Raw genomic sequence first — 13,303 nt, 5'->3', positions numbered from 1 at the left:
GCGCTTAGGCCGGAAGCGAAGCGGCGAACAGGCCTGCGAGTGGCGGGTCGGCGACCGTGACTCCATATGCGGATCATGGTCGATCATCCCGCCGCAGCCGCCAGCCCGTTCCGCCGCGCGGACCGGAGCCCGATCGACCCGGCCAAGTTCCGCGACCCCCTCGTCACCGCCAAGGGCGAGCGCCGCGCGGTCGCGCCGATGACGGGGCTGACCACCCTCTGGTTCAACACCGGCACGCTGTGCAATCTCGCCTGCGCCACCTGCTATATCGAGAGCTCGCCACGGAACGACGCGCTGGTCTACCTCACGGCCGCCGAGGTTACCGCCTATCTCGACGAGGTCGCGGCCGAGCGCTTGCCCGTATGCGAGATCGGCTTCACTGGCGGCGAGCCGTTCATGAACCGCGACATCGTCGCGATGCTGGACGAGGTGCTGGAGCGAGGCTTCGACGCATTGGTGCTCACCAACGCGATGCGGCCGATGCGCCGTTTCGAGCGAGAGCTCGCGACATTGCGCGCCCGTCATGGCGACCGGCTGACGATGCGCGTCAGCCTCGACCATCATTCGCGGGCCGTGCACGAGGCGGAGCGCGGCGCCGATACGTGGGACAAGGCGGTTGACGGTCTCCGCTGGCTGGCGTCGGAAGGGTTCCGCCTCGCGGTCGCCGGCCGCGCGCTGCCGGGCGAGGCGGAGGTCGACGCGCGGATCGCCTATGCTCGGCTGTTCGCCGGGCTTGGACTGCCGATCGACGGCGCCGACCCGTCGCGTCTCGTCCTGTTTCCGGAGATGGACGTGGCGACCGACGTTCCGGAGATCAGCGACGGCTGCTGGTCCATCCTGAACCTGTCGCCCGCATCCGTTATGTGCGCCTCGAGCCGCATGGTCGTGAAACGCCGGGGCGAGACGCGGCTCAGCGTCGCCGCCTGCACGTTGCTGCCCTACGATCCCGGTTTCGATATGGGGTCGACGCTGGCGGGGGCGATGCGGCCGGTGGCGCTCAATCACCCGCATTGCGCGCGCTTCTGCGTTCTGGGCGGGGCGAGTTGCAGCGGCTAGCGGAGCACGCGCCCGGCCACGGCGTCCAACGTCGCGACCAGCGCCGGGTCGCGGTGGGCGGGGTCGGTGATCAGCGCGAAGTCGAGCACCGTGTCGAGCGGCGACGCGGTGCGCTCGGGCGGCAGCAGCCGTGCCAGCTCCTCGACCAGCCGCCGCGCGACCGACGCGTTCGCGCCCAATCGCGCGATCACGTCCGCCACCTCGACGGGCGCTACGTCCGAGCGCCAGCAATCGTAATCGGTAACCATGCCGACCAGCGCGTACGGCAGCTCGGCCTCGCGCGCGAGCTTGGCTTCCGGCATCGCGGTCATGCCGATCACGTCGCAGCCCCATTGTCGGTACAGCGCCGACTCCGCCCTCGACGAGAATTGCGGTCCCTCCATCGCGAGATACGTGCCGCCCTTCGCCGTCGGCGCACCCGCGGCCGCCGTGGCATCGGCCGCGAAGGCGGACAGGCGCGGGCAGACGGGCTCCGCCATCGACACATGCGCGACGAGGCCGGGGCCGAAAAAGCTCGACGGCCGAGCGACCGTATGGTCGACGAACTGGTCGACGACGACGAAACGTCCGGGCTCAAGCTCCTCGCGCAACGAGCCCACCGACGAGATCGCCAGCACGTCGGTGCAGCCCGCGCGCTTCAACGCGTCGATATTGGCGCGCGCGTTGACCGCGCCGGGCGGCAGGCGGTGGCCGGGGCCGTGGCGGGGGAGGAACACGAAACGGACGGCACCGATCCGCCCGCACAGCAACGTGTCCGACGGCTCGCCAAAGGGACCGTCGATCGTTCGGCGCTCGGGCTCCTCCAATGCGTCGATCGCGTAGAGTCCCGACCCACCGATCACGCCGATCGTCCATCCGCCCACGCGCGCCGCCTTTCCATCCGTCCAACCCGCCCCTAGCCTTAGCGCATGGTCCTCGCTCCTCAACCCAAACTACATCTGGCGGGCACGTACGGTCGGCGCGTGGGCGCGTCGCTCCGGCGCGTGTGGGAGAACGTTTACGACTGGGAGCACCTGGCGCATCTGCATGACGGCAGCTTCATCGCGTGCGATCTCCTGGATCGCGGTGCCTGGGGCTGGCGCGCGCGGCTCGTGCTGGCGAACCGTGACGAGCAGTTGACCGAGCTGCGAGCGGACCGCGACGACGGCAGCTATGTCTCGACCACGCTCGAAGGCAAGGGCGCGGGTACGCAGATCAGGGTGAAGTTGGCGCCCGTCGCGCCGCACGTCACGGACATGTCCGTGGAATTCCATGTGCCGGAGACCCGGCCCGACCGCCTCGACGAGATCGGCCGGGCCTATGCCGCTATCTATGCGCGGTTGTGGGACGAAGACGAGGCGATGATGCGCGAGCGCGAGCGGATGCTGTCCGCGTCGACGGCCGCGTCCGATATGCCGGCCCGGCTCGACCTTGGCCGCGAGGTGGAGTCGCGGGCGCGGCTACCGGTATTCTTCGAATGGGGTGCTCGATCGTTTCGGTTGGTCGCGCTGGAAGGCAGGCTGGTGGCGCATGCGACCGTCTTCCCGCATTGGCTGGGACCGCTGGGCAACGCGCCCGTCGTCGCGGGAGCGGTCCGCTGTCCCTGGCACGGCTACCTGTTCGACATCGTGACGGGCACGTGCGTGGGCAGGCCCGGGCTCACCCTCGATCGAGCGCCGCACATCACCGTGGAGGGCGGGCGGGTGACGGCGGCTGTCGAAAGTCTGGCCTGACGTATGGACGGGCGATCCGGGGATCGGATCGCTTAAGCGACGATCGAGCTCCACCGCGCGACCTTAATAGGTCGGATCGGGTATCTCCGCCCGCGCGTGCGCCAGCGCTTCGGACCACCGCCGGGCCAAGTCCCGGAAATACTCGTCGTCGTCCGTAATGCGTCGGACGCTTTCACCGCCACGCTGTCCGTTTCGGATCACGAGCAGATCGAGCGGCGGGCCGACCGCCAGGTTCGAGCGCATGGTCGAGTCGAAGGAAATGAGCGCGATCTTGATCGCCTCGGGTATCGGGCAGGAATGACGAAGGGCCCGGTCGAGGATGGGTTTGCCGTATTTCGTCTCGCCGATCTGTAGGTAGGGCGTATCGGGTCCGCACTCGATGACGTTGCCCGCGGCGTAGACGAGGAACAGCCGCGGCGGCTCGTCGCCGACCGCGCCGCCGATCAGCAACGTCGCATCGAAATTGACGTTCTCCTGCTGCAGCCCCGACAGGGCGTCGCGCGACATGCGGATCGCACGGCCGGCCGCCAGGGCCGCGGCGAAGATGGAGGGGACGGTCAGGAAGGTGTCGAGCTCGCCCGTCTCCGGATTTAGGACACCGCCCTCCAGCCGCTGCATCGCGGCCTGAGTGGTCGACAGGCTGCCCGCCGACGCGATCGCGACCAAGCGGTCCGGCGGGTTCGCGACGATGCGCAGCTTGCGATAGGTGGAGATGTTGTCGACGCCCGCATTGGTACGGGTGTCGGCCAGCATCACCAGGCCGTCTTCCACGAGCATTCCGAGGCAGTAGGTCATGGGCGTCTCACCCTTGGCTTTGGGATTGGAAGGTGCCGGCGTCCTGTCCTTGCCACTGGCGTGGCGAGGGGCCGGCGTTGACGGTCACGTGCATGTGTTCGGTTCCGCCCCCGCGCCGCGCGCCGCGGATAGGGGCCGCGTCCAGATAGTCGAGGCCGACCGCGATGCGCAGGTGGCGATCGGTCGCGGAGATGCCGTTGGCGGGATCGAACGCGACCCAGCCCAGGTCCGGCACCAGCGCCTCGGCCCAGGCATGGGCGGCATCCTGCGTGTCGTCCCTGGCGAGATGGCCGGAGACGTAGCGCGCGGGGTGCCCCATCGCACGCGCGGCGGTGACGAAGATGTGCGCGAAATCCTGGCAAACGCCGTGGCCGGCGACGAGCGCGGCCGCGGCGGTGGTGGCGCTGTCGGTCGCGCCGACCTCGAAGCGGAGTTCGTCGTGGATGGCGGCGTTCAAGGCGTGAAGCGCGGCGAGCGGAGGTTCGGCGGCGAAACGCCGCGCCCAGGCTACGAGCTCGGGCGTGGCGGCCGTGAGCGTCGTCGCACGAAGGTAGACGGGCGCGGGAAGCGGCTCGGGCGCGCGGATCAGGCCGGCGGTGTCCTGGATCTCCGCCTCGCCGGCGACGCCGATCGTCAGCGTGGAGAGCGGCCCATCGGCGTAAAAGGCGGCGACGCGGTTGCCGAACGCGTCGCGGCTTTCGCGCAGGGTCCCGTCGACGTCGATGTCGATCCGCCAGTCGCCCACATGCTGACCATCATGGTCGCAAGGGCGCAGCCGCAGCAGCTGGACCAGCCCGGATGCGGGAGCGTCGTAGCGGTAGGTGGTGCGGTGATCGACCCTGATGCGCATCAGAACAGATACTGTTCGGCGACGAGCTCGCCCAAGCGATTGTTGTCGTCGAGGAAGTCCTGGATGCGTTCATGCAGCCCGGCGGCGAAGATGCCCTCGATGTTGGCGCTCGAGAGGCGGGATGCGATCGCGACGGCTTGGCGGTGCGCGGGGCCGCGGCGACCGCGGACATGGGCGAGCTGGTCCAGGTAGCGCACCGAGTCGTGCGCACAGGTGCTGAGCGAACGCGGCATGGTGCGGTTCAGGATCAACAGGTCGGCGACCAGCCAGGGTTTTACGCCGTCCCGGTAGACGTGGCGATAGGCGGTCAGCGCGGACACGGTGCGCAGGATGGTGGTCCACTGGAAATAATCGAGGCTGCCGCCGACCGGCTCGGTCCGGGGGAGCAGCAGGTGATATTTGACGTCGAGCAGCCGCGCGGTGTTGTCGGCGCGCTCGATCGCGGCGCCCAGCCTGATAAACCAATAGGCGTCGTCGCGTAGCATGGTCCGGTGGTTGGCACCGTCGAAGGAGAGGACGGCGGCCTTTACCCAGTCGAGCAGGCGGTTCAGCGTGACAAGCCCGTCGAGCGCGGGGCCGAAACGTTCGACCTCGAGCCAGGCGGTGTTGATCGCCTCCCATACCTCGGCGGTCAGCGCGGTGCGGACGGCGCGGGCGTTGGTGCGCGCTTGTTCGATGCATGAGCGCATGGAGGACGGGTTGAGCGGATCGAGCGACAGATATTGCAGGGCCGTCACCTCCGCGAGCTCGGGATGCGCGACCGCATACGGCGCGTCCACCCCGGCCGCCGCCAGTGCCCCACGCCACGCGGCGACGTCGCCGCCGTAACCGGACGGCATGGCGGCGAGGCGCAAGGTCGCCTCGACCAGGCGCGACACGAAGTCGGCGCGCTCGACATAGCGACCCGTCCAGAACAGCGCGCCGGCGGTGCGGGACAGCATCAGGCGCGTTCCTCAGTCATCTAGCACCCAAGTGTCCTTGGTGCCGCCGCCCTGGCTGGAATTGACCACCAGCGAACCGGGGCGGAGCGCGACGCGGGTCAGGCCGCCCGGAACGATCTTGGTGCCCGTCGCGCCGGTAAGGACGAATGGGCGCAGGTCGACATGCCGCGGCGCCAGTCCCTCATCGGCGAGCGTGGGGCAGGTGGACAGCGCCAGCGTGGGCTGGGCGATGAACTTGTCGGGCGTGGCGGCGAGCTTGGCGCGGAACTCGGCGATCTCCTCCGACGTGGCGTGGGGGCCGACGAGCATGCCGTAGCCGCCCGACCCGTCCACCTCCTTGACGACGAGCTCGGGCAGCCGGTCGAGGACATGGGCGAGCGCGTCGGGTTCGCGGCACCGCCAGGTGGGAACGTTGGGCAGGATGGCGTCGCGGCCGGTGTAGAAGCGGACGATCTCGGGCATGTAGCTATAGATCGCCTTGTCGTCGGCGATGCCGGCACCGACCGCGTTGGCGACGCTCAAATTGCCGGCCGCGTGCGCCGCCATCAGGCCGGGAACGCCGAGCATCGAGTCGGGGCGGAAGACGAGCGGGTCGAGATAGGCGTCGTCGACCCGGCGATAAAGGACGTCGACGCGCTTGGGCCCTTCCGTGGTGCGCATGAACAGGATGTCGTCGGACACGAACAGGTCGTTGCCCTCGACAAGTTCGACGCCAAGCTTGTCGGCCAGGAAGCCGTGTTCGTAATAAGCCGAGTTGTGGAAGCCCGGAGTGAGCACGGCCACCGTCGGATCGCCGGTGCAGCGCGGCGGCGCGACCGAACGGAGGGTTTGAAGCAGGGCCTCCGGATACTCCTCGATCGGCGCCACGCGGTGGCGCTCGACGAGCTCGGGCAGGAGGCGGTGCATCACCTCGCGGTTCTCGAGCATATATGAGACGCCCGACGGGGTGCGCACATTGTCCTCGAGCACGTGGAACTCGTCGGCACCGGTGCGGACCAGATCGATGCCGGCGATGTGGACGTAGATGCCGTGGGCGGGTTTCAGACCGATCGCGGGAAGCAGGAACTGCGGATTTCGAAGGATCAGGTCCTCCGGAAGGACGCCGGCGCGGATGATGTCGCGCGTGCCGTACATATCCCCCAGGAACGCGTTCAGCGCGGTCACGCGCTGGACCAGCCCCGCTTCCAGTCGGGTCCATTCCTTGCGCGACAGCACGCGGGGCACGATATCGAAGGGGATCAGGCGTTCGCCGGCGTCGGCGTCGCCATAGACGGCGAAGGTGATGCCGATCCGGCGGAAGAACAGCTCGGCCTGGGCGCGGCGGGTCTGGAGGAATTCGTCGGGCGACTCTCTAAGCCAGAGCGCAACGGCGGCGTAGCAGTCGCGGGGTCCCTCAAGCTCCCCCGAGTGCCCGGTCATCTCATTGAATGCGTTGACGTCCAAGCTCGGCCCTCGCGTTGTCGCGGGGAGTTTGTGCGCTGCGGCGAACAAGCGCAAGCGCCTCCGTGATGTTTCCAACCCGGAAACACGCCCCGCTTGGTTTCCGATATGGAGCCCGTCGGGTAACGGCTCCGGCGACATCTCCACGCACGCGCAAGGCCCGAACCGCGGACGACACACTTAGCGGCTGATATGTCGTGGCTCTGCGCGCTAATTCGCAGCTTTCCGGCAATAACGGGCGGCTTGGTGACCCCTACGAGAATCGAACTCGTGCTTTCGCCGTGAGAGGGCGACGTCCTAACCGCTAGACGAAGGGGCCATGAGCGGAGGTATGCGGATACGGGGCGGGCCGAGATTCGTCAAGGGCGGGTCGTTAGGCCGCGGCGCTCCGGCGTTCGCTCATCTCGGCGTTCAGCATCTCCGCCAGCGAGAACGCCAGCTCCAGAGACTGCCCCGCATTCAACCTCGGGTCGCAGTGGGTATGATAGCGATCGGCGAGCGACTGGTCGGTGACGTCGACCGCGCCGCCGGTGCATTCGGTCACGTTGCTGCCGGTCATCTCCGCATGGATGCCGCCCGCATGCGTGCCCTCCGAGCGGTGGACGGCGAAGAACGCGCGGACCTCGGCTAGGATACGGTCGAATGGGCGGGTCTTGTAGCCGCTGGCGGACTGCACCGTGTTGCCGTGCATCGGGTCGCAGGACCAGACGACCGGGTGGCCCTCGCGCGTGACGGCGCGGATCAGGCGGGGGAGGTGGGCCTCCACCTTGTCATGGCCGTAGCGGGTGATGAGGGTGACGCGGCCGGACGCGCGGGTAGGGTTGAGCGTGTCGAGCAGCCGAAGAAGGATATCGGGATCGAGCGACGGCCCGCATTTCACGCCCACCGGATTGCCGACCCCCCGCAGGAACTCGACATGCGCCGATCCCTCGAAGCGGGTGCGGTCGCCGATCCACAGGAAATGCGCCGACGTGTCGTACCAGTCGTTCGTGAGCGAGTCCCGCCTGGTCATCGCCTGCTCGTAAGGGAGCAGCAGCGCCTCGTGGCTGGTGTAGAACTGCGTCTGCGCCAGTTGCGGCACGGTTTCCGGGTCGATGCCGCAAGCGCGCATGAAATCCAGCGCCTCGCCGATACGGTCGGCGGTCTCGCGGTATTTGCGCCCCCAAAGGCTCGCGCCCAGGAAATCATGCGTCCAGCGATGGACCTGGTGGAGGTTCGCATACCCTCCTTGCGCAAAGGCGCGTAGCAGGTTGAGCGTGGCAGCGGACTGCGAATAGGCGCGGATCATCCGCTCCGGATCGGGCGTGCGGGCCGCGAGCGTGGGGGCGATGTCGTTGACGTTGTCGCCGCGGTAGGACGGCATCTCGACGCCGCCCACGGTCTCGGTCGGGGCTGAGCGGGGCTTGGCGAACTGGCCCGCCATCCGGCCGAGCTTCACGACCGGCAGCTTGGACGCGAAGGTGAGCACGACCGCCATCTGAAGGATGACGCGGAAGGTGTCACGGATGTTGTCGGGGTGGAACTCGGCGAAACTTTCCGCGCAGTCGCCGCCCTGGAGCAGGAACGCCTCGCCGCGCTGGACGCGGGCGAGATCGGCCGTGAGGTTGCGCGCCTCGCCCGCGAAGACGAGCGGGGGGTAGGTGCGCAGCGTCTCGGTCGCGGCGTGGAGCGCGGTCGGGTCGGGGTAGGTCGGAAGCTGGCGGGCTTCGGCCCGCATCCAGCTGTCGGGAGCCCAGGTGGCGGGCATGGCGGTTCTCCGTTTCGCGGCCTCTCCTAATACCCCGCTTCCAGATCCGCCACGTTCTTCATGCGTCCACCGGCGCGATAGGCGTCGAGGTTGGCGAGGAACAACTCGCCCGCGCGCTGGAACATCTTGGTCTGGCTGCGGCCCGACAGATGCATGGTCAGCATGCAGTTGGGTGCGGTCCAGAGCGGGTGCCCGGGCGGCAATGGCTCGGGGTTGGTCGGGTCGAGGAACGCGCCGCCGATCGCGCCGGAGCGGAGCGCGGCCAGCAGCGGCTCCTCGTCCACCATGTCGCCGCGCGCGATGTTGACGAGCCAAGCGCCGGGCTTGAACCGCGCGAGTTCGGCCGTGCCGATCATCGCCTTGGTGTCGGGCGTGGACGGGGCGGCGAGGATCACCCAATCGAATTCGGGCAGGCGCTCGCGCCATGCGTCGGGGGTAAGCGTGCCGGACGCGCCCGAGCGGGTGACGCCGGTCACTGCGACGCCGAACGCTGCGAGCCGCTCGCTGATCAGTCGGCCGATCGCGCCGTAGCCGATGATGATCGCGCGTGTCCCGAAAAGCTCGATCTTGCCCGGCGCGTCGGCCAGCCAGTCGCCGCGGCGTTGCGCGCGGACGACCTCGTCGAACCGCTTGGCGGCGGCGAGGACGCCCATGACCGCATACTCGGCCACCGCGATCGCGTTTATCCCGACGCCGTTGGTCAGGATCACGCCTCGCTCGCGTAGCCAGTCGAGCGGGAACGCGTCGAGCCCGGCATAGATGGTCGATACCCATCTCAGGCCCGGCCCGCCCGCGCGGACCGCATCGGCAACGAGGCTTGTCGGCTGCATGTCCACCCAGGCAATCTCGGCGTCGGCGATGCCGGCGGCGGCCTCACGCGGCGATGCGAACCAGGCGACCTTCAGATCGTCCGGAAGCCGGGCCTCGAGGAGCGGACGGGCGAGCGCGGGGAGGACGGCCTTCATGCATCTATCGCCTTGGATTCGAGGTCGCGGCGATCGCGTCGGGTCATGGGCCGCCAGCGCACGCCCAGGCTGATGACCAGCGGCCAGAACAGCGTATTGCCGATGTCGCTCAGCGTGTCGCCCCAACGCATGCCATATGCGAGGAAGTCGAGCAGCTCGTTGCCGAACTCGGCCAGCGCGACGAACGCGAAGGGCACTAGGGTGGCGAGCGAGCGGCCGGTGACGACGCGCGCGATCATCAGCACGGCGAGCCCGGCATGGATGTGGAGGATCGCATCGGGCAAGCCGGTGCCGTCGCCGACCCACAGGATCAGCCTTTGATAGAGCGCCGGGATGTCCGTCACGCGCGCGGCCTCCAATCCCAGCCGAGCTCGTCGCCGTCCATGACCTCGATTTCGGCCGCGGCGAGCTCGTCGCGGATCGCGTCGGACCGCGCGAAGTCGCGCGCGGCGCGCGCCTCGCGGCGCTCGGCCAGCTTGGCCTCCACAGCGGCCTCGTCGAGAATCGCATCGGCGGGGCGGGTCCTCAGCGCGGCGCGGTCGAGCGCGAGGAGGTCGAGCCCGAGCACCTTATCCATTCGGCCCACGCCCACCAGGACGGCGGCGGGCGGCAGCTTCCGGAGCGCGAGCAACTCGTCGAGCGCCACCAGCGCGCGCGGGGTGGCTAGATCGTCGCACACAGCCTCATCGAACCGGGCGAGCAGCGCCTCGACCGCCGGCGGCGCGGGCGTATCGTCGACCGCCTCACCCGCGCGTGCGCGCGACGCCGCGGTCGCCTGGACCAACCGCTTCAGCCGGACGGTCGCGGCGACCAGGCCGTCCCAGCCGAACTCCATCTCCGACCGGTAATGCGCCTGGAGGCACATCAGACGGAAGGCGAGGGGGTGGAACCCGCGGCGGACCAGCGCGCCAAGCGTCAGGAACTCGCCGGACGATTTGGACATCTTGCCCGATCGTTCGACTAGGAAGTTGTTGTGCATCCAGACCGTCGCGCCCGTGTCCGCGCAGCCGCAATAGGCCTGGTTCTGCGCGATCTCGTTGGGATGGTGGATCTCGCGGTGGTCGACGCCGCCGGTATGGATGTCGAACCGCTCGCCCAGATACAGCCTGCTCATCACCGAGCATTCCAGATGCCAGCCGGGTGCCCCGCGACCCCAGGGCGAGTCCCACTCCATCTGTCGGTTCTCATGCGCGGCGGACCGGCGCCAAATCGCGAAATCCTGCGGATGCCGTTTGCCCGCGACCGGGTCGATCCGGTGCTCGCCCTCGTCGTCCCGCGCGCGCGCCAGGCGGCCGTAATCGGGCACCGTAGACGTATCGAAATACAGGCCCGTATCGAGTAAGTAGCAGTGCCGGTCGGCGATCGTCTCGGCAAAGGCGATCATCTCCGCAATGTGATCGGTCGCGAGCGGCATGCGGGTGGGCTGGACGATGCGGAGGTCGGCCAGATCGCGCTGGAAGGCGGCGGTGTAGGTCCGCGCGATCGTCCAGATATCCCCGCCGGCCTCCCGCGCGCGCGCTTCCATCTTGTCCTCGCCCTCGTCGGCGTCGGATTGCAGGTGGCCGACATCGGTGATGTTCATCACATGGGTGACGGGATGATCCCTCCAGCGCAGCGTGCGCGCCAGCGTGTCGGTGAAGACGTACGCACGCAAATTGCCGAGATGCGCATAATCGTAAACGGTCGGTCCGCAGGAATAGACGCGCACATTCGCAGGGTCGATCGGGCGGAACGGTTCCACCGCGCGGGACAGGCTGTTGTAAAAGCGGAGAACGGGGCGGGTCATGGACGAGGCCTTAGTCACCGCCGGTCGCGCGGGCTAGCGTGGTGCGGTGACCGGCTATACGGGCTCGCCCAATGCGCTACCTGCCGATTCTCGCCGCCCTGTCGATTTGCGCGGCGGCGTTTTCGGATGTCGGCCGCGCCGCCGACGGGCCGCCCGACGCGGCGTGGTTCTCGCGGCTGAGGCAAGCCGACGGACGGCTGGCGGCGATCGCGCACCGGCTGGTCACGCGCAACGTCTCGCTATGCGCGGAGCGGCAGCCCGCGACCGGACTGGTACTCCACGCGCTCGACCAATACGCCCCCGCCGACCGCACCGCGGCGCGCACCGCCTTCGGCTTTGAGCGACCGGTAGCGGTCGAGCTGGTCGTGCCGGGGAGCGCCGCCGACGTAGCGGGCGTGCGGGCCGACGATGCGGTCGCGGCGGTCGGCAACCACGCGACGCCGCTGCAGGTTGCGGGCGGAGCGCAGACCAGCGCCACGCGCGACGCGGCGGTCGCCGTCCTCGCCGCCCGCCCGGCGGACCAGCCGCTCCGACTGGGCCTGATCCGGAACGGTGTTGCCCGGACGGTGACGGTGCCGGCGAGCCCGGGATGCAGGGCCGCGTTCGAGCTGCTGCTCGGGCCCAAGATGACGGCGCGCGCGGATGGGCGCATCGTCCAGATCGGGGTGCGCTTCCTGGAGCGATATGGCGACGAGGAGGTCGCGGTCATCGTGGCGCATGAACTGGCGCATCTGGTGCTCCTGCACCGTTCGCGCCTGGAGGCGGCGGGGGCTCGCTGGGGCATGCTGGCGGAACTTGGACGCAACGGGCGCCTGTTCAGACGGACGGAGGAGGAGGCGGATCTTCTCAGCGTGCACCTGCTGCGCAACGGCGGCTACGATCCCGCCGCCGCGCCGCGTTTCTGGCGCGAACACGGCGGCGACATCGATCACGGAATCTTTCGAAGCCGCACGCACCCCGCCTCCTCGGCCCGCGCGCAAGCGCTTGAATTGGAGATCGCGCGCATCCCGCGCGACGGAGGCACGCCATACACGCCGCCCGTACTCGCGCAACGCGACCAGCCGTTGCGGTGAGCATGGCTTGCCTCCGGCGCGAGGCGCTGTTAGGCGGGCAAATCAACGGCGCGGGCATGTGTCCGCAGCCGCGTTCGTCATTACGCTCGGAGCTAACTCGTTTATGCAGATCATGGTTCGCGACAACAACGTCGATCAGGCCCTGCGCGCGCTCAAGAAGAAGCTGCAGCGCGAGGGCGTGTACCGCGAGATGAAGCTGCGCCGTCACTATGAGAAGCCGTCGGAGAAGCGCGCCCGCGAGCGCGCGGCCGCCGTGCGCCGCGCCCGTAAGCTGGAGCGTAAGCGCGCCGAGCGCGACGGCGCCCGGTAAGTCTACCTGCGGCTCCGCGCGCCGGGCCGTCCGTTCGTCGCCCCGGCGGACCGCGCCGCCGGTGTGATCCCGCCGACCAGGAGCCGCGATCATGTCCATAACCGCCGTACCGCTACGCCCCGTCAAGCGCGGCTATCTCATCTGGTTGTGGCTCGGTCTGGCGCTTGCGCTCGTCTCCGCCTACGCGCTGGCGCGGCAGGGGGATGATTTCCTCGCCCGCAACGCACGCGCCTCCGGTGTCGTCACCACCGCGTCTGGGCTGCAATACCGCGTGCTTCAGGCCGGCGCAGCGGGCGCTCCACGGCCGACCACGACGGACGTGGCTCTCGTCAATTACGAGGGCAAGTTCCTGAACGGCAAGACGTTCGACAAGTCGCAGCAGCCGACCCCCATGCCGGTCACGGGCGTGGTGCCGGGCTTCTCCGAAGCGTTGCAGCTGATGTCCAAGGGTTCGAAATACCGCATCTGGCTGCCGCCCCAGCTCGCGTACGGCGAGAAGGGCGCAGGCGACGGCGCGATCCCGCCCGGCTCGACGCTGACCTTCGATGTCGAGATGCTCGATTTCATTCCCGAGACCGTGCTGCGCCAGATGCAGCAGAATATGGGCCCGGCCGGTCCCGGCGGCGCG

The 13,303-nt window shown here is 69.0% G+C and carries 14 protein-coding genes and 1 tRNA gene; 5 read left to right on the top strand and 10 right to left on the bottom strand.

What is annotated here, in order from left to right; translation table 11 throughout:
- The first annotated feature begins 75 nt into the window (after positions 1-75).
- Positions 76-1,056 carry a radical SAM protein gene (locus tag ACFE7F_RS06500; RefSeq protein ID WP_375403035.1) on the top strand — a complete coding sequence of 327 codons (981 nt, stop codon included), beginning with the start codon at positions 76-78 and terminating at the stop codon, positions 1,054-1,056.
- Here ACFE7F_RS06500 and mtnP read toward each other — a convergent pair.
- Positions 1,053-1,919 (bottom strand): S-methyl-5'-thioadenosine phosphorylase, encoded by an 867-nt coding sequence (gene mtnP, locus ACFE7F_RS06495; protein ID WP_375403034.1) that lies wholly within the window; start codon positions 1,917-1,919, stop codon positions 1,053-1,055. The two genes, ACFE7F_RS06500 and mtnP, sit on opposite strands and share 4 nt — an antisense overlap.
- Before the next feature lie 45 nt (positions 1,920-1,964).
- Between mtnP and ACFE7F_RS06490 the strand changes: the two genes are divergently transcribed.
- Positions 1,965-2,768 carry a Rieske (2Fe-2S) protein gene (locus ACFE7F_RS06490; RefSeq protein WP_375403033.1) on the top strand — a complete coding sequence of 268 codons (804 nt, stop codon included), beginning with the start codon at positions 1,965-1,967 and terminating at the stop codon, positions 2,766-2,768.
- Positions 2,769-2,831: 63 nt separating this feature from the next.
- Here ACFE7F_RS06490 and ACFE7F_RS06485 read toward each other — a convergent pair whose 3' ends face one another.
- The 9 genes from ACFE7F_RS06485 to cysS form a co-directional block, all read right to left on the bottom strand.
- The gene (locus ACFE7F_RS06485; protein ID WP_375403032.1) at positions 2,832-3,563 is read right to left on the bottom strand and encodes a peptidase; all 732 of its coding nucleotides are present in this window, start codon (positions 3,561-3,563) and stop codon (positions 2,832-2,834) included.
- A gap of 7 nt (positions 3,564-3,570) precedes the next feature.
- On the bottom strand, positions 3,571-4,413 hold the full coding sequence (locus tag ACFE7F_RS06480; protein ID WP_375403031.1) for a transglutaminase domain-containing protein: 843 nt from the start codon (positions 4,411-4,413) through the stop codon (positions 3,571-3,573).
- Positions 4,413-5,354, bottom strand: a complete 942-nt coding sequence (locus ACFE7F_RS06475) for an alpha-E domain-containing protein (RefSeq protein ID WP_375403030.1) — start codon at positions 5,352-5,354, stop codon at positions 4,413-4,415. Before ACFE7F_RS06475 ends, ACFE7F_RS06480 begins: the two co-directional genes overlap by 1 nt.
- Before the next feature lie 12 nt (positions 5,355-5,366).
- A complete protein-coding gene (locus ACFE7F_RS06470) occupies positions 5,367-6,773 on the bottom strand; it encodes a circularly permuted type 2 ATP-grasp protein (protein ID WP_375403078.1) in 1,407 nt (468 codons plus the stop codon).
- A 265-nt stretch (positions 6,774-7,038) separates the two neighbouring features.
- Positions 7,039-7,113 (bottom strand) — tRNA-Glu (locus tag ACFE7F_RS06465).
- Positions 7,114-7,167: 54 nt separating this feature from the next.
- Positions 7,168-8,541, bottom strand: coding sequence for a class II 3-deoxy-7-phosphoheptulonate synthase (locus ACFE7F_RS06460; RefSeq protein WP_375403029.1), 1,374 nt, complete (start codon positions 8,539-8,541; stop codon positions 7,168-7,170).
- A 26-nt stretch (positions 8,542-8,567) separates the two neighbouring features.
- Complete coding sequence (locus ACFE7F_RS06455) at positions 8,568-9,506, bottom strand: D-2-hydroxyacid dehydrogenase (RefSeq protein ID WP_375403028.1); 939 nt, start codon at positions 9,504-9,506, stop codon at positions 8,568-8,570.
- The gene (locus tag ACFE7F_RS06450; protein ID WP_375403027.1) at positions 9,503-9,850 is read right to left on the bottom strand and encodes a hypothetical protein; all 348 of its coding nucleotides are present in this window, start codon (positions 9,848-9,850) and stop codon (positions 9,503-9,505) included. The genes ACFE7F_RS06455 and ACFE7F_RS06450 overlap by 4 nt, the downstream gene beginning before the upstream one ends.
- Complete coding sequence (gene cysS / locus ACFE7F_RS06445; protein WP_375403026.1) at positions 9,847-11,292, bottom strand: cysteine--tRNA ligase; 1,446 nt, start codon at positions 11,290-11,292, stop codon at positions 9,847-9,849. Before cysS ends, ACFE7F_RS06450 begins: the two co-directional genes overlap by 4 nt.
- A gap of 71 nt (positions 11,293-11,363) precedes the next feature.
- Here cysS and ACFE7F_RS06440 point away from each other — a divergent pair, with 71 nt between their 5' ends.
- The 3 genes from ACFE7F_RS06440 to ACFE7F_RS06430 form a co-directional block, all read left to right on the top strand.
- The gene (locus ACFE7F_RS06440) at positions 11,364-12,365 is read left to right on the top strand and encodes a M48 family metalloprotease (protein WP_375403025.1); all 1,002 of its coding nucleotides are present in this window, start codon (positions 11,364-11,366) and stop codon (positions 12,363-12,365) included.
- A 103-nt stretch (positions 12,366-12,468) separates the two neighbouring features.
- Positions 12,469-12,675, top strand: coding sequence for a 30S ribosomal protein S21 (gene rpsU / locus ACFE7F_RS06435; RefSeq protein ID WP_375403077.1), 207 nt, complete (start codon positions 12,469-12,471; stop codon positions 12,673-12,675).
- 91 nt (positions 12,676-12,766) lie between these two features.
- Positions 12,767-13,303, top strand: a 537-nt coding sequence (locus tag ACFE7F_RS06430) for an FKBP-type peptidyl-prolyl cis-trans isomerase (RefSeq protein ID WP_375403024.1), incomplete at its 3' end; no start/stop codon positions are given.

The organism is uncultured Sphingomonas sp., assembly GCF_964235535.1.
Classification (GTDB): domain Bacteria; phylum Pseudomonadota; class Alphaproteobacteria; order Sphingomonadales; family Sphingomonadaceae; genus Sphingomonas.
Note: the sequence above shows the minus strand (reverse complement) of the source record. Positions and strands in the feature narration are given on the sequence as shown.

Bases quoted from the DNA above. Each gene is read 5' to 3' on its own strand.
- ACFE7F_RS06485 (WP_375403032.1), bottom strand. From the start codon at position 3,563: ATGACCTACTGCCTCGGAATGCTCGTGGAAGACGGCCTGGTGATGCTG.
- ACFE7F_RS06460 (WP_375403029.1), bottom strand. From the start codon at position 8,541: ATGCCCGCCACCTGGGCTCCCGACAGCTGGATGCGGGCCGAAGCCCGC.
- ACFE7F_RS06480 (WP_375403031.1), bottom strand. From the start codon at position 4,413: ATGCGCATCAGGGTCGATCACCGCACCACCTACCGCTACGACGCTCCC.
- ACFE7F_RS06470 (WP_375403078.1), bottom strand. From the start codon at position 6,773: ATGACCGGGCACTCGGGGGAGCTTGAGGGACCCCGCGACTGCTACGCC.
- ACFE7F_RS06500 (WP_375403035.1), top strand. From the start codon at position 76: ATGGTCGATCATCCCGCCGCAGCCGCCAGCCCGTTCCGCCGCGCGGAC.
- ACFE7F_RS06455 (WP_375403028.1), bottom strand. From the start codon at position 9,506: ATGAAGGCCGTCCTCCCCGCGCTCGCCCGTCCGCTCCTCGAGGCCCGG.
- ACFE7F_RS06475 (WP_375403030.1), bottom strand. From the start codon at position 5,354: ATGCTGTCCCGCACCGCCGGCGCGCTGTTCTGGACGGGTCGCTATGTC.
- cysS (WP_375403026.1), bottom strand. From the start codon at position 11,292: ATGACCCGCCCCGTTCTCCGCTTTTACAACAGCCTGTCCCGCGCGGTG.
- rpsU (WP_375403077.1), top strand. From the start codon at position 12,469: ATGCAGATCATGGTTCGCGACAACAACGTCGATCAGGCCCTGCGCGCG.
- ACFE7F_RS06490 (WP_375403033.1), top strand. From the start codon at position 1,965: ATGGTCCTCGCTCCTCAACCCAAACTACATCTGGCGGGCACGTACGGT.
- ACFE7F_RS06440 (WP_375403025.1), top strand. From the start codon at position 11,364: ATGCGCTACCTGCCGATTCTCGCCGCCCTGTCGATTTGCGCGGCGGCG.